This is a genomic window from Pseudanabaena sp. UWO311 (assembly GCF_006937785.1).
Lineage (GTDB): Bacteria > Cyanobacteriota > Cyanobacteriia > Pseudanabaenales > Pseudanabaenaceae > Pseudanabaena.
Window position 1 is genome coordinate 1 of the sequence record NZ_SJEE01000013.1, and the last position, 20,582, is coordinate 20,582.

Annotated in this window: 19 protein-coding genes; 16 read left to right on the forward strand and 3 right to left on the reverse strand. The window is 42.7% G+C overall.

Annotated features, from left to right (window positions below; translation table 11 throughout):
- Nucleotides 1-74: 74 nt before the first annotated feature.
- Complete coding sequence (locus tag PseudUWO311_RS11580) at nucleotides 75-1,256, reverse strand: HEAT repeat domain-containing protein (protein ID WP_142655391.1); 1,182 nt, start codon at nucleotides 1,254-1,256, stop codon at nucleotides 75-77.
- Between the two features lie 258 nt (nucleotides 1,257-1,514).
- On the opposite strand from PseudUWO311_RS11580, the gene PseudUWO311_RS11585 reads away from it, so the two are divergent.
- The 9 genes from PseudUWO311_RS11585 (at nucleotide 1,515) to PseudUWO311_RS11625 (ending at nucleotide 11,340) form a co-directional block, all read left to right on the forward strand.
- Entirely contained in the window at nucleotides 1,515-2,504 is a 990-nt protein-coding gene (locus tag PseudUWO311_RS11585; protein ID WP_142655392.1) for a permease, read from the forward strand.
- A 109-nt stretch (nucleotides 2,505-2,613) separates the two neighbouring features.
- Nucleotides 2,614-3,732, forward strand: coding sequence for a hypothetical protein (locus PseudUWO311_RS11590; protein ID WP_223807542.1), 1,119 nt, complete (start codon nucleotides 2,614-2,616; stop codon nucleotides 3,730-3,732).
- A gap of 145 nt (nucleotides 3,733-3,877) precedes the next feature.
- Nucleotides 3,878-6,103 carry a DNA helicase RecQ gene (recQ, locus tag PseudUWO311_RS11595; protein ID WP_142655393.1) on the forward strand — a complete coding sequence of 742 codons (2,226 nt, stop codon included), beginning with the start codon at nucleotides 3,878-3,880 and terminating at the stop codon, nucleotides 6,101-6,103.
- A 161-nt stretch (nucleotides 6,104-6,264) separates the two neighbouring features.
- Nucleotides 6,265-6,600, forward strand: coding sequence for a hypothetical protein (locus PseudUWO311_RS11600; protein WP_142655394.1), 336 nt, complete (start codon nucleotides 6,265-6,267; stop codon nucleotides 6,598-6,600).
- A complete protein-coding gene (locus tag PseudUWO311_RS11605; RefSeq protein WP_142655395.1) occupies nucleotides 6,572-6,970 on the forward strand; it encodes a hypothetical protein in 399 nt (132 codons plus the stop codon). Before PseudUWO311_RS11600 ends, PseudUWO311_RS11605 begins: the two co-directional genes overlap by 29 nt.
- A gap of 11 nt (nucleotides 6,971-6,981) precedes the next feature.
- Complete coding sequence (locus tag PseudUWO311_RS11610; protein WP_142655396.1) at nucleotides 6,982-7,824, forward strand: M28 family peptidase; 843 nt, start codon at nucleotides 6,982-6,984, stop codon at nucleotides 7,822-7,824.
- 107 nt (nucleotides 7,825-7,931) lie between these two features.
- Complete coding sequence (gene serS / locus PseudUWO311_RS11615; RefSeq protein WP_142655397.1) at nucleotides 7,932-9,206, forward strand: serine--tRNA ligase; 1,275 nt, start codon at nucleotides 7,932-7,934, stop codon at nucleotides 9,204-9,206.
- A 77-nt stretch (nucleotides 9,207-9,283) separates the two neighbouring features.
- The gene (locus tag PseudUWO311_RS11620; RefSeq protein WP_142655398.1) at nucleotides 9,284-9,958 is read left to right on the forward strand and encodes an L-threonylcarbamoyladenylate synthase; all 675 of its coding nucleotides are present in this window, start codon (nucleotides 9,284-9,286) and stop codon (nucleotides 9,956-9,958) included.
- Nucleotides 9,959-10,158: 200 nt separating this feature from the next.
- Nucleotides 10,159-11,340, forward strand: a complete 1,182-nt coding sequence (locus PseudUWO311_RS11625) for an RtcB family protein (protein ID WP_142655399.1) — start codon at nucleotides 10,159-10,161, stop codon at nucleotides 11,338-11,340.
- 222 nt (nucleotides 11,341-11,562) lie between these two features.
- Here the strand turns inward: PseudUWO311_RS11625 and gltX are convergent, their stop codons facing one another.
- Together gltX and PseudUWO311_RS11635 are read right to left on the reverse strand one after the other, a co-directional pair.
- On the reverse strand, nucleotides 11,563-12,999 hold the full coding sequence (gene gltX / locus PseudUWO311_RS11630; RefSeq protein ID WP_142655400.1) for a glutamate--tRNA ligase: 1,437 nt from the start codon (nucleotides 12,997-12,999) through the stop codon (nucleotides 11,563-11,565).
- Nucleotides 13,000-13,159: 160 nt separating this feature from the next.
- Complete coding sequence (locus PseudUWO311_RS11635) at nucleotides 13,160-13,516, reverse strand: hypothetical protein (RefSeq protein WP_142655401.1); 357 nt, start codon at nucleotides 13,514-13,516, stop codon at nucleotides 13,160-13,162.
- Nucleotides 13,517-13,636: 120 nt separating this feature from the next.
- On the opposite strand from PseudUWO311_RS11635, the gene PseudUWO311_RS11640 reads away from it, so the two are divergent.
- The 7 genes from PseudUWO311_RS11640 to PseudUWO311_RS11670 all read left to right on the forward strand — a co-directional run bounded on the left by PseudUWO311_RS11640 (nucleotide 13,637) and on the right by PseudUWO311_RS11670 (nucleotide 20,511).
- Nucleotides 13,637-13,978 carry a type II toxin-antitoxin system RelE/ParE family toxin gene (locus tag PseudUWO311_RS11640; RefSeq protein ID WP_142655402.1) on the forward strand — a complete coding sequence of 114 codons (342 nt, stop codon included), beginning with the start codon at nucleotides 13,637-13,639 and terminating at the stop codon, nucleotides 13,976-13,978.
- Nucleotides 13,953-14,243: a DNA-binding protein gene (locus tag PseudUWO311_RS11645; protein ID WP_142655403.1), complete on the forward strand. Its 291-nt coding sequence runs from the start codon at nucleotides 13,953-13,955 to the stop codon at nucleotides 14,241-14,243. Before PseudUWO311_RS11640 ends, PseudUWO311_RS11645 begins: the two co-directional genes overlap by 26 nt.
- Before the next feature lie 104 nt (nucleotides 14,244-14,347).
- Nucleotides 14,348-17,284 (forward strand): NACHT domain-containing protein, encoded by a 2,937-nt coding sequence (locus PseudUWO311_RS11650; protein ID WP_142655404.1) that lies wholly within the window; start codon nucleotides 14,348-14,350, stop codon nucleotides 17,282-17,284.
- Between the two features lie 15 nt (nucleotides 17,285-17,299).
- A complete protein-coding gene (locus PseudUWO311_RS11655) occupies nucleotides 17,300-17,494 on the forward strand; it encodes a DUF2281 domain-containing protein (RefSeq protein ID WP_142655405.1) in 195 nt (64 codons plus the stop codon).
- Nucleotides 17,479-17,814: a type II toxin-antitoxin system PemK/MazF family toxin gene (locus PseudUWO311_RS11660; protein ID WP_142655406.1), complete on the forward strand. Its 336-nt coding sequence runs from the start codon at nucleotides 17,479-17,481 to the stop codon at nucleotides 17,812-17,814. The genes PseudUWO311_RS11655 and PseudUWO311_RS11660 overlap by 16 nt, the downstream gene beginning before the upstream one ends.
- Nucleotides 17,811-18,053 carry a type II toxin-antitoxin system HicB family antitoxin gene (locus tag PseudUWO311_RS11665; protein WP_142655407.1) on the forward strand — a complete coding sequence of 81 codons (243 nt, stop codon included), beginning with the start codon at nucleotides 17,811-17,813 and terminating at the stop codon, nucleotides 18,051-18,053. The genes PseudUWO311_RS11660 and PseudUWO311_RS11665 overlap by 4 nt, the downstream gene beginning before the upstream one ends.
- A 76-nt stretch (nucleotides 18,054-18,129) precedes the next feature.
- Nucleotides 18,130-20,511 carry a potassium channel family protein gene (locus PseudUWO311_RS11670; RefSeq protein ID WP_142655408.1) on the forward strand — a complete coding sequence of 794 codons (2,382 nt, stop codon included), beginning with the start codon at nucleotides 18,130-18,132 and terminating at the stop codon, nucleotides 20,509-20,511.
- Nucleotides 20,512-20,582: the final 71 nt, after the last annotated feature.

Here is a 20,582-nt window from a genome sequence, read left to right on the forward strand (position 1 = left end):
CACTTTGATTTTGGGTTTTATGTCTTAAGCGAACCTTTGATTACTATATATTTCTATATATTTCTATTAGAAACTTATCCCTGAATTGTCGTAAAGTCTGACTCATCGCCAAAATCTCGGAGATTGGAGACAGAATAATTTGGTATAGATACCGTGTGTTTAATATTATTTAAGATTTCCTGAGCTTCAGGCGAATTTACTTGTGCTAAGGCTCTCAAAATAGCATTGCGGACTGAGCGATCGCGGTCTTTTATTGCTTGTGAAAGATAGAACACAGCATCATGCGAGCCAATTTCCCCCAATGCTAATGCAGCATCACAACGCACATAGGCATATTCATCATCTCTCAAAACTTGGGCAAGCAATGGTACAACTTCCTCCATGCCAATATGCCCTAAAGTGCGAGCGGCAACACTGCGAGTATGACTAGAGGTGTTGTAGAGCATTTTGGAAACAGGCGAGATCGCGGGAGTACCTATATTCTTTAAAGCTTGTACGGCTTGAGACTGGACACTAATGTCATTGTCAGTAAGTAATCGAGCTAGAGAATTAGCCGATAGAGGCGATTTAATCTGACCTAGCGCCCAAGCCGCTTCAAAACGAACGGACTTGCTACCATTCTCCAGAGCATCGATAAGGGTGGTAACCGCTAAGGGGGAACTAATTTGCCCAAGGGAGTGAGCGGCATGGACTTTTACCATATCGTCATTGTGTTTTAGTGCCTCCACTAAAGGTGATACCGCAGGTAAACTAGCTCGTCCCAGAGCCTTAGCGCTTGCAGCTTGTACCTGAATAGATGGATGTCGCAATAACTTTATTAATGCCCCGATCGCTTCAGCACTGCCAATCCAACTTAGTGCTGCTGCTGCTTGCCAGTGAATTTGACGGTGGGGATTTTTGGTGGCGGCGATTAGCGGTGGGATTGCTATTGGCGATCGCAAATAACCTAAGGCGATCGCTGCTTTTTTGGATATAGCTATTTCATCGCTTTCGAGTCGCTCTAGCAAAGCAGGTAAGACATTATCGCGACAACGAATTATTTTTTGTAATGCTAAGGAAAATTGGTCAGAGCGCACAGCCGCATCAAACTCAGCTAAAATTGCGGACTCGCCACCTAGATCGGGAGCGGACATCGCATAGCGATCTTCGGGGATGGCATATCCTGGAGATACGGGAATCCGGTAATCTTCTAACTTTGGCGGGGTGATTTTAGAAGCGACAGGAATTGTGGGTAGTTGCGGATCTGGTGCGGTCATGGCGGCTGTTTCCTATTAAGCATTGGTGCATGTTTTTAGTCCCGTTACCCATTGCAGCAAATTTTAATTTTTAGTTTTGCTGTATTAACATTACATTTTACGAGAAGAGTCCCAAAAAATTTTAAAACGTACAGCACTTTATAAGCCTCTATAATTGTTAAGCTAAAAATTAACAAACTAGCAAACGCCTTAAACCCTAGAAATAAAAATGGCGGTTTGCGCCCTTATTTATCTCTGGGAATGCCAAATAGCGCAACTATGAATCAAATTCTCAGTGCCTTTACTTTGTTTTTGAGCCTCCTCGTGGAAGCAATCCCGTTTTTGTTGATGGGGGTTTTGCTGTCTGGAGTCTTATTAATATTTGTAGATGAGCGCAAGCTTATAGCTATTTTGCCCAAAAATCCTTTTTTAGGAGCATTAGCTGGAAGTCTACTCGGATTTATGTTCCCCGTGTGCGAATGTGGCAATGTGCCTGTGGCGCGGAGACTTATTTCTCAAGGCGCACCGATTTCGGTGGCGGTGAGCTTCTTAATGGCAGCTCCAACGATTAATCCTGTGGTAATTTGGGCAACTTGGACAGCCTTTCGCGATCAGCCTGAAATTGCGGTATTGCGAATTGTGCTTTCATTTGCGATCGCTACAATTGTTGCCATGGTATTTAGTTCTCAAAAAGATTTGCGAGCTATTTTGCAACCGAATATTGCCCTTGCTTTACCAGCACCAAAGGTTAAGGCGGGTGCTGTACCTGTGGGCACATTTTTCTTGGGAGAAGATCGCAATCAACCTTTAGACTTTGCGGGTTATTTATCGTCAAGTAATCAAATTGTCACTAAGTCTTTGCCCGATCGCTTAAATCTATTGCTAGACAATACGCTTGCAGAAATGCGTGAGCTAGGGGCAATCCTCGTGATGGGTAGTGCGATCGCCGCAATAATTCAGGTTTGGGTTCCCCGCGATATCATACTGGGTTTGGGGCAGGGGCCAGTTAGCTCAATTGTCGCAATGATGATCTTGGCGGCGATTGTTTCGATTTGCTCGACTGTGGATTCATTTTTTGCGCTGTCCTTTGCCTCCACTTTTACGGGCGGATCGCTACTAGCATTTCTAGTTTTTGGCCCAACGATCGATCTCAAGGCGATCGGCTTGATCTTAACTATTTTCAAAAAGCGCGCTGTGATCTATATGTTTTTACTCACGGCTCAGCTCACTTTTTTAAGCTGCCTATTTATCAATTTTCAGATTCGTTAGGAATGAAAATTTAATAAAATCCAAAACTATTGGGGCGGGCTTTGCCCGCCCCAATAGTTTTGGATTTTAATTACACGAGTTATTTATTTTCTATCCGTTAGTATATTAGATGGGTAACTTTTATGTTGCTCATGCTTCAAAGTCATTAAATCAAAGGTTGTCTGTGTCCGTGAGTGAAACTCTACTCGAATCTATTTCCGTCACATCTATTCCCAATGAATCTTTAGCAAATCTCGATCTGACAGATTTTTCGCTTTCCTTACCCGATCCCAATGATGAAGGACTTGCAGAAGGTCAATTTCTCGAAGAAGTCGATCTAGCTTGGCAAGTATGCGATCGCTTCGATTTGCAGACAGATATTTGGCGGGGTAGAATCTTGCGAACTGTACGCGATCGCGAGAAGGCAAATGGCGAAGGGCGCGGTACGGGATTCTTGAAATGGCTGCAAGAGCGAGAAATCAGTAAGTCTCAGGCTTATTCATGGATTCAGCTTGCCAATAGTGCTGACACTTTAATGGCAGATGGTCAGCTAGATGCTGATGATATTCGTCAATTTAGTAAAAGAGCTTTCTTAGAAACTGCCCAAGCTTCTTCAGAAGTACAGCAGTTAATTGTCGATGCCGCTAGAAATGGAGAAAAAATTACTAGACGTGAAGTGCGGCAGCTCTCCGATGAATGGACATCAATGAGTTCTGATCATCTTCCCGATGAGCTAAAAGAGAAGGTTGCCGCTCACACTATTCCGACCCGTTATGTCGCGCCACTAGTTCGCGAAATTGACAAGCTGCCTGAAGCTTATCAAAAACCATTAAAAGAAGCGATCGCCGATGCCTCTGATCTCGATAATATTAAGCTCGTTACCGCTGATGCTCAAAGGTTGACCAAATATCTTTCCAATACGGGACAAGTACAAGCGATCGCAAACCGTTCTGTTAACATCGATCTTGCGCTTGAGGAAGCTCTAAGACTTGGATGCCTCAAACTCGCATCTGATCTGGTCAGCCAAGCCTCACAACTTGAACAGGCGATCGCTAAACTCTACGGTATCTGGAAGCGCGTTGCTACATCCGCCGATCAGCTATATGTGGAGTCGGGTGCAAGCACTCCTAATTTACTAGATCTACTTAATTCTCTTGATTCCTTAGCCAGTCAAAATGTCACTGTCCAGATTGGTAATGATCAGTCAGGACGAACTATTCGCTTGCAAATCACGGAAGAAGATCAATAGATGCAAAGATTGAGATCTCCGACTTTTTCTGTGCAATCATAGATCGTCTTTGTTAGTCACAGAAAAAGTCGGAGATCTGGGCATTTATTAGGTTTCTTTTAGGGAGTTAATCCCCTTACCTGAAATTTACCAATCTAAAACAGCTATGTCAAACAGTGATTCTTTGCAGCAGGCGCTGAAGCAATATTTTGGATATGAATCCTTTCGGGCAGGTCAGCGCGAGATTATTGAAGCAAGTATGGCTGGTCGCGATACCTTGGCGATTATGCCAACTGGGGGCGGTAAGTCGATTTGCTTTCAGTTACCAGCATTGCTCAAGACTGGAGTGACAATAGTCGTGTCCCCTCTAATTGCACTGATGCAAGATCAAGTTACGGCACTCAAAGAAAACGGTATTGGCGCGACATTTCTCAACAGTACGCTGACAAATAGAGAAAGCACTCAGCGATCGCAAGCAATTCTCAATGGTGCGATCAAATTAGTTTATGTAGCACCTGAGCGCCTATTTGCGGAGCAGTTTCTCGAATTCCTGAATATCATTAAAGGGAAAATGGGTATCGCAGGGTTTGCGGTGGATGAGGCTCACTGTGTTTCGGAATGGGGACATGATTTTCGACCAGAATATCGCCAACTAAGTCGAATTCGCCAACTCCATCCTGATGTACCCGTGATTGGCTTGACCGCTACGGCGACAGAGCGGGTGCGCGAAGATATAAGTCAGCAATTACAACTGAAGCAGCCATACATCCATGTAGCGAGCTTCAATCGGTCGAATCTCTACTATGAAGTTGTTCCCAAACAAGGGAATGAGCAAACCTATGTAAATCTTTTACAGCAAATTAAGCGACTGCAAGGATCTGGCATAGTCTATTGCCTCAGTCGTAAACGTGTCGATGAAATAGCCAGTCGCCTGAGAGAAGATGGCATCGAAGCAATTCCCTATCACGCAGGATTAGGAAATAAAGAGCGGGAAGAAAATCAAACTCGTTGGATTCGTGACGATGTGCAGGTAATGGTGGCGACAGTTGCCTTTGGCATGGGCATTAATAAACCTGATGTAAGATTTGTGATTCATTACGATTTACCCAAAAATATTGAAGGATATTATCAAGAATCAGGACGAGCAGGACGAGATGGCGAAGATTCTCACTGTACATTGTTTTTAGGCTATGGAGATTTAGAAACGATCAAGTTTCTCATAGCTCAAAAAGTCGATCCTCAAACCAATGAACCATTGGAAGCAGAACAGAGAATTGCGCAGCAGCAATTACGTCAGGTGGTGGACTATGCTGAAGGAGTCGCCTGTCGCCGCACGATTCTGCTTCGTTATTTCGGCGAACATTTCCAAGGTGATTGCGGCAACTGTGATAACTGTCTTTCCCCGAAGCCAATGGAAGATTGGACAGTGGAGTCTCAAAAATTTTTATCCTGTGTAGCTAGGACAAAGGAGAGATTTGGAGCAGGGCATGTAATTGATGTGTTGAGAGGTTCGCGCAAAGAGAAAGTACTCCAACATGGACATGAGAACCTATCGACCTATGGCATTGGTAAAGATCGCAGTCTGGATGAATGGCGACAACTTGCGCGATCGCTAACTCATCAAGGTTTTCTAACCCAAACTACTGATGGCTACGGTATTCTCAAGCTCAACGATCGCAGTTGGGAAGTAATGCGAAATCAGCGTAATGTGCTATTGCCAATAGAACGTGATGCTGAGCATGCAAAAACTACTGATCGGGAAGGGTCAAGAGAAAGACCTGTTGATGTGGATATTCTCTTTGAGAGATTACGGCTGTTACGCAAAAATCTTGCTGATGAGCAGGAAGTCCCGCCCTATGTGATTTTCAGTAATGCCACGCTTAATCAAATGGCAGAGCAGCAACCAACGGATCGAAAAGATTTCGCGAAGCTGTCAGGGGTTGGCGCAAAGAAATTAGAACAATATGCCGATGATTTTATCGCAATTATTCTCGACCATCATCTCAAATATCCTCCAGCGGAAATCACCGAATCAACTCCCTCCAAAGTCAAACAGGAAGCCACGCCAAAATCAAAATTATCAAAGGCAAGTACACAACGCGAAACCCTTGCAATGTATGAGAATGGCTTAGATATTGACGATATAGCTCGCGATCGCGGACTTAAACCCGCAACTGTCTGGACGCATTTAGTCCAACTAATTGAAGCTGGCTATGCGATTAACTGCGATCGCCTTGTTGCTCCAGAGCGTCAAACTGTAATTTATGAAGCATTAGATGCGATCGGCGGTGATTCTTTACGCAATCTCTTTGATCACCTGCGTGAGGAATATAGCTACGATGAAATCAAGATAATTCGCGCCATCTGGCAAAATGAGAAGGAGCCTCTATAGCAATCAATCTAAAATCACATTCTAAACTAAAACCAGAGAGGGCGTTGGCACTGGCTTGTTGTTAACTATTAGCTACTTATATTTCAATTTCTGCTAGATTATAGATCAAGGAATTCAAAAAATAGGAGTCCCTAGAACTTATGCCACAGATAGCTAATTCAATGTCAGAGACATCTACAGAAATATTAACTGATGTAGCGCAACCACATGTTGTCTTGAATTTGTCTCTCTCCTATCAGGATCTTGTTGAGGTCATCACTAAATTGGGGCTGAGAGAAATTATCCAATTAAAGAGATTACTCGATCGCCAAATCAATCAGTCTATAGAAATTTACACAGGTGATGATGAGTTAATCTTGGATGAAATTGAAAGACAACACCCTGCTTATAACGTCACGATGACTCAAGCTGTGCAATCCGCTTTAGATGAGTCTCAAAACCAAAAATTTACAAACGGGAGTGATTTTCGTGACTGGCTTGTTTCCATTTCAGATTGAAGCATCAAGTAAATTTCAACGCAGCTATAAACTTTTACTAAAACGCCATTGTAAAGGTGACCGTCAGAAAGAAACTTTTATCGATACCATCAGTGAGCTTATAAACCGCCTCGCTTCTAATCCTTATTTGTCTGATGCAAATCTTGAACCATTACCAAAAGGATTGGTGATATCGGATAGCTGGAAGTTTTATAAACTTAGGTTTCGGATGCCGAGTCTCGCTGGCGCATCTGGGCAGGGGAGGCTGATGTATCTAGTGAGTCAAAATCAAAAAATCATCAAATTAGCTTGGATTTATACTCATGCTGAATATGAGAAGCGACCAGAGGAACAAGAATTAAAAGCTTTAATTAGAGAACTATTAGATTAAAACCTAGTCGAATGAAAAAACTCCAAGATCGATTACTTGATCATCTCCAAAAAATTGTTATAGAGCGTAATCCCTACTATGCATCAGCTGGACATTTATTTGCTAGGGAATATATCCGATCGCATTTTGCTAAATTTGGTGAAGTAGTCACCCATGAGTTTGAAGTCAATGGTAATAAGCATCAGAACTTGATTTTAAATATTGCTGCTAATAACCAGAAACAGCGATCACCTTTGATTATTGGCGCACATTACGATACGGTTCCTGCTTGCGTGGGAGCGGATGACAATGGATCTGGGGTTGCCGTACTGCTCGAACTCGCTGAATATTTTTCGACAAATCCAATTAAATATCCGATCCAATTAATCGCCTTTGATATGGAGGAATATGGCTTGAGTGGAAGTGCCGCTTATGCGAAAAAACTCAAAGATGACAAGCAAAAATTGCGGCTGATGATTTCTCTGGAGATGTTGGGATATTGCGATCGCAGTCCAAATTCGCAACATTATCCCGCAGGCTTAGACAAGTTCTATCCTAACACTGGTGATTTTATTGGCTTGATCGGGAGTATTCCGACAATTCCCGATCTGATCCATTTACAACATCACATGAAATCAACTGTGCCTTGTGAATGGCTTCCTGCGGGTTGGCGTGGTTTAGTTATCCCCGATACTCGTCGTAGCGATCATGCGCCTTTTTGGGATGCTGGTTACAAAGCTCTGATGATTACTGATACTGCGAATATGCGAAATCCTCATTATCATAAAAGTAGCGATCGCCTTAAAACACTAGATTTAGAATTTCTCACTAATGTTTGCCAAGGTCTAATTGTTGGCATAAAGGCTCTAAAGTGAGCCAAAACCAAAGAGTGAGTCGCCCGCTACGCGGGCGACTCACTCTTTGGTTTTGGGCGCAAAGCGCTGTATGATGCTTTGAATGCGTTTAGGTTAAATAAAAGTTCGTGTTAGACATTAAGCTCGTGCGATCGCAGCCAGAACAGGTGCAAGCTCGCCTCAACAGTCGAGGCAAAGGTTACGACATTAGTAGATTGGTCGAACTAGAGCAGGAAGTCCGTGCACTTGAAACTCAGCGATCGCATTTGCAAGCCGAAAGCAACGACATCGGTAAGCAAGTTGGCATCAAAATGAAAGCTGGTGCGCCAGAATCAGAAATCCAAGCACTAAAAGCGCGATCGCCTGAAGTCAAACAACTGCTAGCGGAACTAGAACCGAAGGAAAGAGCGCTCCGAGAAGAAAGCAATGCCATTTTGATGACTTTGCCAAATTTGCCTAGCGAAACAACTCCCATTGGCGCGAATGAAACCGAAAATGTCGAAGTGCGACATTGGGGTGATGAATATAAAAGCGATCGCACCGATATTTTGCCTCACTGGGAAATCGGCGAAAAATTAGGGATTCTCAACTTTGAACGTGCAGTCAAAATTGCTCAAGCTCGCTTTGTTAACTTAATCGGAGCAGGAGCAGCCCTTGAACGGGCGCTCATTCAGTTCATGCTGAATACCCATACTGCCAATGGTTATGTCGAAGTTGCACCACCGCTATTGGTTAATACGGCAAGCTTGACAGGCACTGGGCAACTACCGAAGTTTGCTGATGATTCATTTAAATGTATTGACGATGATCTATGGCTGATTCCTACTGCTGAAGTGCCTGTTACGAATCTGTATCGAGATGAAATCTTTGATGGAGAGAACCTACCAGTTCATCATTGCGCCTATACTCCTTGTTTTCGCCGTGAAGCAGGTAGTTATGGACGCGATACTAGAGGCTTAATTCGCTTACATCAGTTCAACAAAGTCGAACTCGTAAAATTTGTCCTTCCCGAAAACTCGGCTGAGGAGCATGAAAAACTAGTCCGTGATGCCGAATCGATTTTGCAAGCCTTAAAACTTCCCTATCGTGTTGTCGAACTTTGTACTGGCGATATCGGCTTCAGTGCAGCCAAATGCTATGACCTCGAAGTTTGGCTACCGACCGCAAATACCTATCGCGAAATTTCTAGCTGCTCGAATTTCCATGATTTTCAGGCTCGTCGGGCAAATATTCGCTTTAAGAGTAAGGGCAAGAAGGGAACTGAGTTTTTGCATACCCTCAATGGCTCAGGCTTAGCCGTCGGACGCACCATGTCCGCCATTCTCGAAAACTATCAGCAGCCTGACGGACGCATCTTGATTCCTGAAGTACTGCAACCTCTCATGAACAAAGAATATCTTTAAATGGAAGCACGCTAAGCGTGCTTCCATTTAAAGCACGCTTAGCGTGCTGTTAAAAAAATATAGCGCGAGGCGCAACCATGGCTACGATTCACAAACTGCATCCTGACAATCCACAACCACGGACGATCGCCCAAATCGTAGCCGCTTTACGCGATGGCGCGATCATGCTCTATCCCACGGATACTGTCTATGCGATCGGTTGTGATCTGATGTCAAAGTCGGGTATAGAAAGTGTGCGCAAGCTCAAGCAGATGTCGAACGATAAGCCGCTTACATTTTTATGCTCATCGCTATCGAATATTTCTGAATATGCGATCGTCTCTAACGCTAACTATCGAACTATGAAGAGTCTTGTGCCAGGACCTTTTACTTTCATCTTGCCTGCTACCAAGCTTGTACCAAAATTGGTGTTAAATCCCAAGCGTAAAACTACAGGGATTCGAGTTCCTGATCATGGCGTATCGCAGACTCTTATTGAAGCGCTTGGAAATCCGATCATTTCTACTTCTGCTAATCAGTCGAAAGCAAATCTTGATGATGAAGATTTTATGCCTCAACCCAAGAATGGAAAACAAAGTAATGTTTGCGAATTACCTAAAATAGAACTCTTCGATCGCTTTTATAAATTAGTGGATTTGATCATTGATGATGGTTCTGACCGCACCTATGAAGTATCAACAATCCTCGATTTAACAGACGATCTCCATCCTCAGATTTTGCGCCAAGGCTTAGGAAAATTTGAACTTTCTTGATCAACTTAAGGCTTGTCAAAGAGCCAAGAACTCAAGTTCTTGGCTAAGAGCTCAAGTCCACTGAAGTGGACTCCATAATATATGTTGATTAACCTAACCCGTTTCAACGGGTTTGAGATTTTAGCCTGCACTCAAGTGCAGGCTATTGCACGATTATGTTTCATGATGTAGTATGCATACTACATCATGAATTTAAGATTATGGCTTATCAACAGTTAAATATCTCAACGCCCAAGCCCGTCTTGTCTTGGGCAGATCATGCACTTGGCCATGAAGAAACCAAAATGGCGAAGAATGTCGCTTCCTTACCATTTGTGTTTAAACATGTAGCCCTAATGCCCGATGTCCATCTTGGCAAAGGCGCTCTCGTCGGTTCTGTGGTTGCGACTAAAGAAGCGATCATCCCTGCGGCTGTAGGAGTGGACATTGGTTGCGGCATGGCGGCTATCAAAACTCCATTTCGTTATCAACAACTAGAAGGGAAGCTCAAGCAAATTCGTCTTGAAATTGAAGCTGCAATTCCCGTGGGCTTTAATGACAACAAAGAAGTCGAAAAGCCAGTGCTCAACTGGCAAGGATGGCGAGAATTTGGTGATTTACATGATGGGGTTCAGCACCTTGAAGGTAAAGCCATGAAGCAAATGGGATCTCTCGGCGGTGGAAATCACTTCATAGAAGTCTGCATAGATACTGATAATCAAGTGTGGCTGATGCTGCATTCTGGTTCTCGAAATATTGGCAATATGCTAGCCCAAAGACATATCGAGACAGCTAAGGAACTAGCCAGATTAGCAGGAACTTCTCTGCCCGATAAGGATCTAGCCTATTTTGTTGCTGGTACTTCTGAATTTGCTGCTTACTGGCGCGATTTGCAATGGGCGCAGGAATACGCCCGTTTTAATCGAGATGTCATGATGGCAAGATTTAAGAAGATTATCGAGAAATATGCTAGTGGCGGTAAGCCCGTAAAGCCATTACTGACTGTAAATTGCCATCATAATTATGCAGAAAAGGAAGTTCACTTTGGTGAGGATGTATATGTCACTCGCAAAGGTGCAGTAAGGGCAAGAACAGAAGACTATGGCATTATTCCTGGTTCAATGGGAGCGAAGTCTTTCATTGTCAAAGGAAAAGGAAATGCTGAAAGTTATTGTTCTTGCTCTCACGGAGCTGGGCGATTGCTATCGCGGAGTAAGGCGAAGGATCAATTCACATTAGATGACTTAATTCAACAGACTCAAGGAATTGAGTGTCGTAAGGATACAGGAATTATTGACGAGATTCCTGCTGCTTATAAACCGATTGAGCAAGTGATGCAACAGCAATCGGATCTAATGGAAGTAGTCGCTACTTTGAAACAGATTATTTGTGTAAAAGGTTAATACTGAACATCTTAAAACTGATGTTACGTGGAACTCAGATGATAGATCTCTTGCTGCTAGATTGACAGGGCAAGCACGGGGGCATTGCCCCTACCTGAACAATTTAGATTTGGTAGGGGCTGTGCCCCCGTGCCAGCCACAGTCCTATGCCGTAAAAGGAATTCCTTCCATTTAACATCAGTTAAAACCAGAAAAAGCCACGCTCAGCGTGGCTTTTTTCACCTAAGGAGTTAAGGCGCGTTGCAATCGTGACAATGCTATACCTTTGCGATGGAGTAAGACAAAGGTCGGCAAGATCTCGGGACCATGTAAATCGCCTGTGAGGGCAGCCCGTAGGGACTTCATCACGACTCCTTTTTTGACACCTTGAGATTTCATGACCGTTTTAATGACTTCTCCTGCGCTATCCGCATCTAGTTCTGAAGTTTCTTTTAGTGCTTCGATTAGTGCTGTGATAATACCCGCGATCGCATCGCCTTGGAGAGTAGTTTTCGCCTCATCGGTATAGTCTTCAAACTCAGTGAAGAAGAACTTGCTAATCGTTGCGGCATCGGTCAGCAGCGTTAAGCTTGGTGCAATTAGTTTAGTGAGATCGAGCAACCATTGGCGATCAACTGATTCCAAATCATAACCAGCTTCCTTGAGGAATGGCGTGAGGCGATCGCAAACATCTTCTGTCGGCAATGAGTGCAAATATTGGCTATTAATCCAATTTAGTTTGTCCCAATCAAACTTTGCGCCTGCTTTATTGACGCGATCGAAGCTAAAGATTTCCGTGGCTTCCTGCAAAGTGAATAATTCCTTGCCATCGCTAGGCGACCATCCCAACAGCGCCATGTAGTTATTAAAGGCTTCGGGAATATAACCCATGTTCCGAAATTCCCAAACGGAAGTTGCGCCATCTCGTTTGGAGATTTTCGCGCCTTGCTGATTGAGAATGAGCGGTGTATGTCCGAACTGAGGTGGTGTTGCGCCTAATGCTTCGTAAATCAAAATTTGCTTGGCGGTGTTGGCAATATGATCTTCCCCACGAATGACTTGGGTGATCTCCATATCGATGTCATCGACAACTACGGCAAAGTTATACAGAGGTAAGCCAATATTGCCCTGTTCATCGACACGGGCGATTACCATGTCACCGCCGAGGTCGCTGCTGCTCCATGAGACAGTGCCGCGTACTAGATCATTCCATGCAACTGTGCGTGGCTCTTCGATTATGAAACGAACTACGGGGCGACGACCTTCGGCTTCAAAGGCTTGGCGTTGCTCGTCGGTAAGGTTACGATGGCGATTGTCGTAGCGTGGGGCTTGTTTGTTGGCTTTTTGCGTTTCCCTCATTGTCTCTAGCTCAGATTCTGTGCAGTAGCAAAAGTATGCTTTTTTCTCGGCTAGGAGCTTCTGTACGGTGGCAATATAGCGATCGCTACGTTGTGTTTGAAAAAATGGGCCTTCATCAAAGTCGATCCCTAGCCATGCCAAGCCTTCTAAGATATTTTGGGTGTATTCGTCCTTAGACCGTTCGCGATCGGTGTCTTCGACTCTCAGGATAAATGTCCCTTTGTGATGACGGGCATACAGCCAGTTAAATACGGCGGTACGGGCTGTGCCGATATGTAGGTTACCCGTGGGGCTTGGTGCAATGCGAACTCGAACAGACATGAATTTGTAAACGTTATAAAATCCAATTATCCTTCATATCACGTTACTGTGTCGAAAAAAGCTGAAAGTGTGAAGGCTCAGATCTCCGACTTTTTTTGTGATTAGCAGAATTGTTCTGTAATAGCAGAGAAAAAGTCGGAGATCTTGAATGCGATATTACTTAGATTCTTACGCGGCGCTTGGTGGTGAAGTTCCAATATGTGGTGAGGATTTGATGGCTATTTAGGTTGTGGATGCAGATAACTTGTAAGCCTCTCAGGGCATTGGTGAACTTAGCATAGGGGCTATGTTTGAGTAGGCGATCGCTAAGTGTATAAACGGTCGCACCATGATTATCAAAGCGCTTTTGACCATAGGCAATCGCTATTTGGATCATATCGTTACTAATGGCGCGTTGCTGTTGACGGCGTTGAAGATGGTTAAGGTCTTTTAATTTACAGATGGGGGTAAAGTCAACTTTTGATGTTAGGCGATCGTCATTGGCGGCGATCTGTTGGATTTGTTTGTGGGTGTTCATAACTAAGTTGAGTTCGATGTGCTTAACTTAGCGTTTGTAATTGTTGAAGTGAAGGACATTTGAGGGAAGATAATATCTGTCTTAAATGTCGTTATCTGTCCCCACTCAATCATTTGTTTTATGGAGTCGCAACCCAAGAAAATTCGTGAATATACAAAGTCTGATGGATCGCGTCCTTTTACTCAATGGCTTGATAGCTTACGCGATCGCGTGGCACAGGATAAAATAGCGGCTAGACTTAAAAGAGTAACGCTCGGAAATTTAGGCAATTACAGATCTGTTGGTGAGGGTGTATGCGAACTCAAGATCGATTATGGTGCGGGTTATCGGATTTATTTTGGACAAGTTGGCTCTGTGGTGGTGCTGTTGCTGTGTGGTGGTGATAAGAGTACGCAGGATCGAGATATTAAGTTAGCTAAAGAGTATTGGAGAGATTATGCAAAGCGTGAAGGTTCCGACTAGTAGAGATTATCAAGAGTATTTAGTTAATTCGCTCAAAGATCCTGATAGGGCGGCTGGCTATATTGCGGCAATTTTGGAGGAATCTGATCCTGAGCCTGAGTTGTTGGCTTCAGCGCTTGATGATGTGGCGATCGCTTTGGGTGGTGATGGCGATCGGCAATGGGTGCAAGATTTTGGCACAAGTGATAAAAGCCAAGCAGTGTATGAGTTTGCGGCGTGGCTGGATAGTTTGGGGCTAAAGCTAACGGTAACGGTTAAACCTTAGATATTGCTTATTTGTCCTTAACTGTCGTTATTCGTCCTTCCATGTTTAAGTCACTTGTGACAAGCTTTGAGTATTGATTTAGTTTGTTAATTTCTACTGCAACTATGAGACAACAACGCGATCGCAGTTTACATTTCTCGCCCGAAGGTATTGCTCTCATAGAAGAAGCGATGCAAGGAAAAGATTGGGATAAAAATCAACTTGCGGAACAAGTAGAAATTTCCTATGAATCAATATGTAGGTATTTGCGGGGTGAACGTCCTCCTCAAAGAAAGAATATAGAGATCATCGCAAAGCGATTAGGACTTAAGCCAATCGATCTAGTCAATCCTGATGAATGGATTTCATCAACTAAAGCGAGTGAGACAAAAACAAGTTTAGTGGATTGGCGAAGCGTGAGTAAGGGAATGCTAGATAATTTAAAGAGGCTGACGACTGAGGCTTTAACTGCTGGGGATGGGATTCGCTTTGACTTTGATGATATTTTTGTGCCTTTGGGCGTGGTTGAGCGTCAACAAAAAACTAAACGGAAAGAAGATGATGGTGCGCCCGATCGCGGATCTGAGTTGTATGAAGAAAAGGTAACGCCGATTACGCATAAAGACTTCTTTGAAGATGTACTTTTGCGGGGTAATACCAAAAATAGCAACGGTAAACGGATTGCGGTGATTGGGGAGGCGGGAGCAGGGAAAACTACGCAGTTACAGAAAATTGGTTCTTGGTTGCTGGAAGAAAGTGATGACATTCCAATTTGGATTTCCTTGACTGATTTAGGAACAAAACCTTTAGAGGAATTTATATTTGAAAATTGGGTGCGTAATGCTTCTGGGAAAAGAACTGCGCCGCAAGAGTGGAAAGATTCGCTTGAGGACGCGATCGCTTCTGGGAAGGTTTGGTTATTGCTTGATGGTGTTGATGAGATGACGGATAGCAATCCGCTTTCCAATCTGGCAACTCAATTAAAAGAAGGCTGTCTCAATAATGTGCGAGTTGTTTTGACTTGTCGGGTGAATGTTTGGGATAGTGGTAAAGTTCTGACAGGTTTTGATGTTTATCGAAATTTAGATTTTGATTATCCTAATGATGTATATAAATTTATTGGTAAGTGGTTTGTTCATGCTCCAGATTTGGCTGGAAGTTTAACGCAAGCTTTGGAACAGTCGGGGAAAGAACGCATTCGCGATATGGTGAAAAATCCTCTGCGGTTGACTTTGCTTTGTTATAGTTGGCAGTTGAAGCATGGGGAACTACCTGAAACTAAGGCGGGGCTTTATGCGTGGTTTGTGGAGGCATTTTATAAATGGAACAAGGGCAAAGCTCAGATTGAACTTTCTCGCAGTCAGGAAGAGAAACTAAATCAAGCTTTGGGGGAGTTAGCAAAGCGAGCTATAGATGGGGAAACTTCGCGATTTCGTTTGACTAAGACTTTTATTGAGAATGTTTTTAGAGATTTTGATATTGATCTATTCGATCTTGCGCTTAAACTCAATTGGTTAAATGAGATTGGTGTTGCCGCAGAAAACCCTCTAGAGACTGTTTATGCTTTTTATCACCCATCATTTCAAGAGTATTTTGCTGCTTTAGCGATCAATGAACATAGCTTTTTTCTCGAAAACAAACCTGATGATGTAATTTCTGGCTGTTACAAGATCTTTGAATCAAAGTGGTTAGAGGTTGCATTATTCTGGATTGGAACATATTCCAAAGCTAGGGACGAGAAAAACAAATTAATTTGTGAACTGGCTGAATTTAAAGAGAACAATTACTGTTTTATTCAATTTAGAAAATATTTTTATGGCTATCAATCTATAGCTTTAGCAGCGAGATTAATGGCAGAGTATATAGGCTGTTCTCAGGATGACATAAATAATGTCATGTGGCAATTGTGCCAGTATTCATTTGGATTCTTTGATGCTGAAACTCAAAGTTGGATAAGATTCTTATTACCTATTCAAGAATGTGCGACACAAGCCTTAATCTATTCTAATCATACAAGAGTTAAAGATGAGTTAGATTATATCAAGAATCTATTATTAAAAGCTATAGAAATAGATAATCATGATGATATTCAATCCTTCCTTGAATGCAACTTAAATTGTTATGGATCAAGTCCATCTATGGCACATATAAGATTTTCACTAGATAGCATTGATAAAGACGAAACAGTTGAATTTTTGGGATCTATAGTTTTTGAAATTGAGCAGTTGCTTGGGCAAATTGATGGTATAAATGTTTACACAATATATAAATCTTCTAACCCAATCGAGTCTAATCATCAAATAGATAAAGTTATTGAATCACTAATTAAAATTGATTTTACGAATCCCAAAGAAATCATTAAACTTATTGATTCAATCGGAGATGATGAAATCAGAGATGATATACCATTTTATGAATGGTTTGACATCAATCCTTACCTGATTAATTACTGTATACCAAAAACAACTAAACCATCATTAGTTAGAGCAATAGTTGGCGAATTTTCAAAATGGTTTTTGACTACACTTGAAGATAGATCTTCTGAAGCTGATTGCCTTGCATATCATTTCCTATGGCGATGCTCAGAATTGATGAATTATAAAGATTTTTACGATTCATGGCATCCTAAACTATTTAAGGCGATATTAGATTTAGGTTGTTTAGAGAGTCAGCTAATTGATCGTGATGCAGTTCAAGAAGAACTTGACCGCAATACTGTCCATCCCGAAATACGCTGTTTAGTTGTCGATATCCGCCATCTTGAACAAGAAAGCAATCCTAATGTAATTGCCGAAGAAATAGCCATCAAAATCTTTGACTCTTTAGGGCGCAAGATTCCAGAAATTCAGCGAGTCTCCAGTTTAAAGCGTGAATTACTTAATCTAAAGTTTGAGCTTGGTTTTGAGAAATTAGCGATCGCCCTTTATGGCAAAAATGCTAATGAGGCGATTGCCCAACTCTGCCAAAACCTCACAGATTCAATCCCAATGCGCTCATTCACAGGAGGACAAACCACCGAAGAACTTATCAGTCAAATCAATGCTTGGCTATTGGAAATGTAAGACAGGAGAAATAAAATGAACACTAAAGAAGCGATTGCCCATGAAATCGAACAAGTACCTGAACCATTATTAGAACAAGTACTAGAATTTTTACTATCCCTCAAATCTCAATACCAACAAGAGAAACTAGAAATTACCATGATGAGCGAATCATCTCTAGCAAAAGACTGGCTTAGCCCAGAGGAAGACGAAGCATGGCAAGATTTGTAAAAGGAGATATCGTGATTGTCCCTTTCCCATTCTCTGACCTATCGCAAAGCAAACGCCGCCCAGCCTTAGTAATCGCAAACTTACGCGGTGACGATCTAATCTTGTGTCAGATTACCAGCCAAAATCTTACCGATTCCTATGCAGTAGCTATCAACAACAACGACTTTGAGACAGGAAGCTTAAACAAACCCAGTAATATCAGACCCAATCGCATATTTACCGCCGATCAGTCGATTATTTTATCCATTGCTGGACATCTCAAATCTATCAAAACTAATCAAGCGATCGCTAAAGTTATCGAGATACTAAATACCCCATGAAAGACTATCACATCAACATTTTCTACAGCGAAGATGATGAAGCCTATATTGCTGATATACCTGACTTGAAATATTGCTCAGCGATCGCAGAAACTCCTCAGCAAGCACTCAATGAAGTAATTCTTGCTAAAACTGCATGGTTAGAAGCCGCCACAGCAGAAAACAAAACAATTCCAAAACCACATCATTTCGATATAGGTTCAAATAGCAACGATCCGAAACCCTTACTAAAGAGTTAAGATAACCTTCTATTAATATTCATGGTTTATGATTAAGCTTTTGGCGAAATTATTAGATTGAGAAAGTGAATAAAGAATGCGATCGCTTGCACCCCTCATCAAAACTTGCTTACTTGACCTAGAAATCAAAGTAAATATCACAGTCAGGCAAAAGCGTAAAGAATTACATATCCTGCTAGAGTCCACAAATTTTGGCGATCGCCAATTGTTAGTAGAGGCGATCGCCAAATGTTGCTATGACTTTGAAGACCGAAATTTTAACGCGGCGCGAATTTATGCATTCTGGTTTGGGCAGCCACTACCACTCTGGATCGAAAGAATTGAGTTCGAGCAAGAGCAAGTATCAATAAACATCCCAGAGAAAGAGCTACAAAAGCCAGCTATAAATTTAGGCTCAGATCACGAGAGCGCATGCGATCGTTTTATCGTTTGTGGCTTGGGCAGCCTCGGACAGCACTCTGTATTTAACTTAAAGAAATTTGCCTACCGTGAATATGAAGTAAAAATTTTTGCAATCGATCGAGTCCAGCCAGAGATCATGGAATTCGATAACTTCTCAGAAATGCTCGATCAACCCATAATTGTCGGAGATTGTCGGCGCTCTGAAGTATTGATCAAAGCAGGAATCGATCGCTGTCGAGGGATTTTGCTAGTTACTAGCAACGAGAATGTAAATATTGAAACAGCGATCGCCGCCCGTCGTCTCAACCCCAATGTACATATTGTTGTGCGCTCTTCTCGTCAAAATCTCAATCAGTTACTAAAAGATCAACTAGGAAACTTTGTTGCCCTCGATCCTGTGGATCTTCCTGCGGCTGCCTTTGCGGTAGCAGGCTTGGGCGAAGGCACATTAGGACTATTTCAATTAGGCGATCGCAAATTACGGGTAGTAGAACGCTCTATAGAGTCAGACGACTATCGTTTTTTGAGAACGCCTGCTTATCTGTTACACAAAAAAAATGCGCGGCTTTTAAGTATTGCCGATCCTAATTCTGAGCGCTTATTCTTTCAATGGGAGCCTGACACCATTGTCCAAATTGGTGATAAAGTCGCCTTCATTGAATTTGTCGAAAATGATTTCTCCACGACTAGCCGCCAATATTCAGAACTAACTGAGCGTCCTTTACATAAGGGTTCATCCTCTTTTCAGAAAATCAATCAGCTAATCCAAAAAATTACAGGTTCAGTATTTTGGAAGACTAAATGGCATCAGATTGTCGCTTGGTTTCAAGCAGTTCGATCGCGCCGCCTAATTCTATGGGGAATTATTACCGCAATTGTACTTTGGGGAATTAGCTCAGTAGTTTTATTCTTTAATGTGCCGAATATTTCATGGCAAAAGGCAATTTCCGCAAGCATGATTTTGTTGCTAGGTGGATTTGGTGATGTCTTTGGCGGACTAGGCGAAGACCAAGTACCTTTGTGGGTAGTGATATTTTGCTTGTCGATTACTTTGATTAGCTTACTCTTCGTTTTGGGTGTAGTCGGATTGATAGCCGATAGCATTCTCAGTTCTAAGTTTGAATTTTTTAAGCGATCGCTACCTTTGCCGACCCGCGATCATATTGTCCTGATCGGGTTTGGGAGACTAGGACAGAGAATTGCCGATCTTCTATTTAAATTACAAATTCCATTTGTGATCGTCAGTGAGAATCCTCACGACTGCGATCTTGCGGATAAAGTGCCTTGGTTCACTGGCAATATCATCGAAGAATTATCGAAAACCAATCTTGCCAAAGCAAAAAGTATTCTCTCCGTCACCGACGATCAAATGCTCAATCTTGAAGCGGCTCTATTAGCTCGTGATGCAGCCAAAAAAATCAATGGGCAAATGAACCTCGCGATTCGCACCTACGATCGCTACTTCAGCGAAAACTTAGCAGAGCTTTTGCCAAGTTCTCAATCTTTTTGCGCCTATGCCCTTTCTGCCGAAGCCTTTGCAGGAGCAGCTTTTGGCGAGAATATGTTGAGTCTGTTTCGCCTCAATCAGCGTACGGTCTTAGTTGCTGAATATATCATTGTAGAGAATGATACATTGATCGGCAAAAATCTTTCGCAAATCGCCTATGGCTATACCGTTGTGCCAGTTTATCTCAAGACGAGCGCCTCGAAAGCAGATGGACATCGTGAGTTTTATATGCCTTCCGATGATGAGGTGATGAAAGTAGGCGATCGCCTAACGCTTTTAGCTTCTATCTCAGGACTAAGGCGCATCGAGTTAGGCAATCTTCATTTGCCAAAACGTTGGCAGTTACGCGCCAAGCCCCCTCTTAATTCCAGTGTGTTGCTTGATGCTGGGAATAAGCTAAAAAATATTTCAGGTTGCGATCTAGAGCTGGCTCGTCGCTTTATGCAAAGTCTCCCTGCTGCGATCGAGTTGCCAATGTATGACACTCAAGCCTATCGACTAGGTCAAGAACTGATGCGACTCCTCCCAATTAAAATCTATCCTTTATAAAACCAAAAAGAGAAATTACGGCGCGAAGCGCCGCAATTCCTCTTTTTGGTTTTATGTATGTCTGGCGACAG

Coding starts and splice junctions, on each gene's coding strand:
- PseudUWO311_RS11590 (WP_223807542.1), top strand. CDS start 2,614: ATGGGTAACTTTTATGTTGCTCATGCTTCAAAGTCATTAAATCAAAGG.
- PseudUWO311_RS11635 (WP_142655401.1), bottom strand. CDS start 13,516: ATGAACACCCACAAACAAATCCAACAGATCGCCGCCAATGACGATCGC.
- PseudUWO311_RS11620 (WP_142655398.1), top strand. CDS start 9,284: ATGGCTACGATTCACAAACTGCATCCTGACAATCCACAACCACGGACG.
- PseudUWO311_RS11610 (WP_142655396.1), top strand. CDS start 6,982: ATGAAAAAACTCCAAGATCGATTACTTGATCATCTCCAAAAAATTGTT.
- PseudUWO311_RS11600 (WP_142655394.1), top strand. CDS start 6,265: ATGTCAGAGACATCTACAGAAATATTAACTGATGTAGCGCAACCACAT.
- gltX (WP_142655400.1), bottom strand. CDS start 12,999: ATGTCTGTTCGAGTTCGCATTGCACCAAGCCCCACGGGTAACCTACAT.
- PseudUWO311_RS11660 (WP_142655406.1), top strand. CDS start 17,479: ATGGCAAGATTTGTAAAAGGAGATATCGTGATTGTCCCTTTCCCATTC.
- PseudUWO311_RS11655 (WP_142655405.1), top strand. CDS start 17,300: ATGAACACTAAAGAAGCGATTGCCCATGAAATCGAACAAGTACCTGAA.
- recQ (WP_142655393.1), top strand. CDS start 3,878: ATGTCAAACAGTGATTCTTTGCAGCAGGCGCTGAAGCAATATTTTGGA.
- PseudUWO311_RS11665 (WP_142655407.1), top strand. CDS start 17,811: ATGAAAGACTATCACATCAACATTTTCTACAGCGAAGATGATGAAGCC.
- PseudUWO311_RS11625 (WP_142655399.1), top strand. CDS start 10,159: ATGGCTTATCAACAGTTAAATATCTCAACGCCCAAGCCCGTCTTGTCT.
- PseudUWO311_RS11645 (WP_142655403.1), top strand. CDS start 13,953: ATGCAAAGCGTGAAGGTTCCGACTAGTAGAGATTATCAAGAGTATTTA.
- PseudUWO311_RS11580 (WP_142655391.1), bottom strand. CDS start 1,256: ATGACCGCACCAGATCCGCAACTACCCACAATTCCTGTCGCTTCTAAA.
- PseudUWO311_RS11640 (WP_142655402.1), top strand. CDS start 13,637: ATGGAGTCGCAACCCAAGAAAATTCGTGAATATACAAAGTCTGATGGA.
- PseudUWO311_RS11670 (WP_142655408.1), top strand. CDS start 18,130: ATGCGATCGCTTGCACCCCTCATCAAAACTTGCTTACTTGACCTAGAA.
- PseudUWO311_RS11650 (WP_142655404.1), top strand. CDS start 14,348: ATGAGACAACAACGCGATCGCAGTTTACATTTCTCGCCCGAAGGTATT.
- PseudUWO311_RS11585 (WP_142655392.1), top strand. CDS start 1,515: ATGAATCAAATTCTCAGTGCCTTTACTTTGTTTTTGAGCCTCCTCGTG.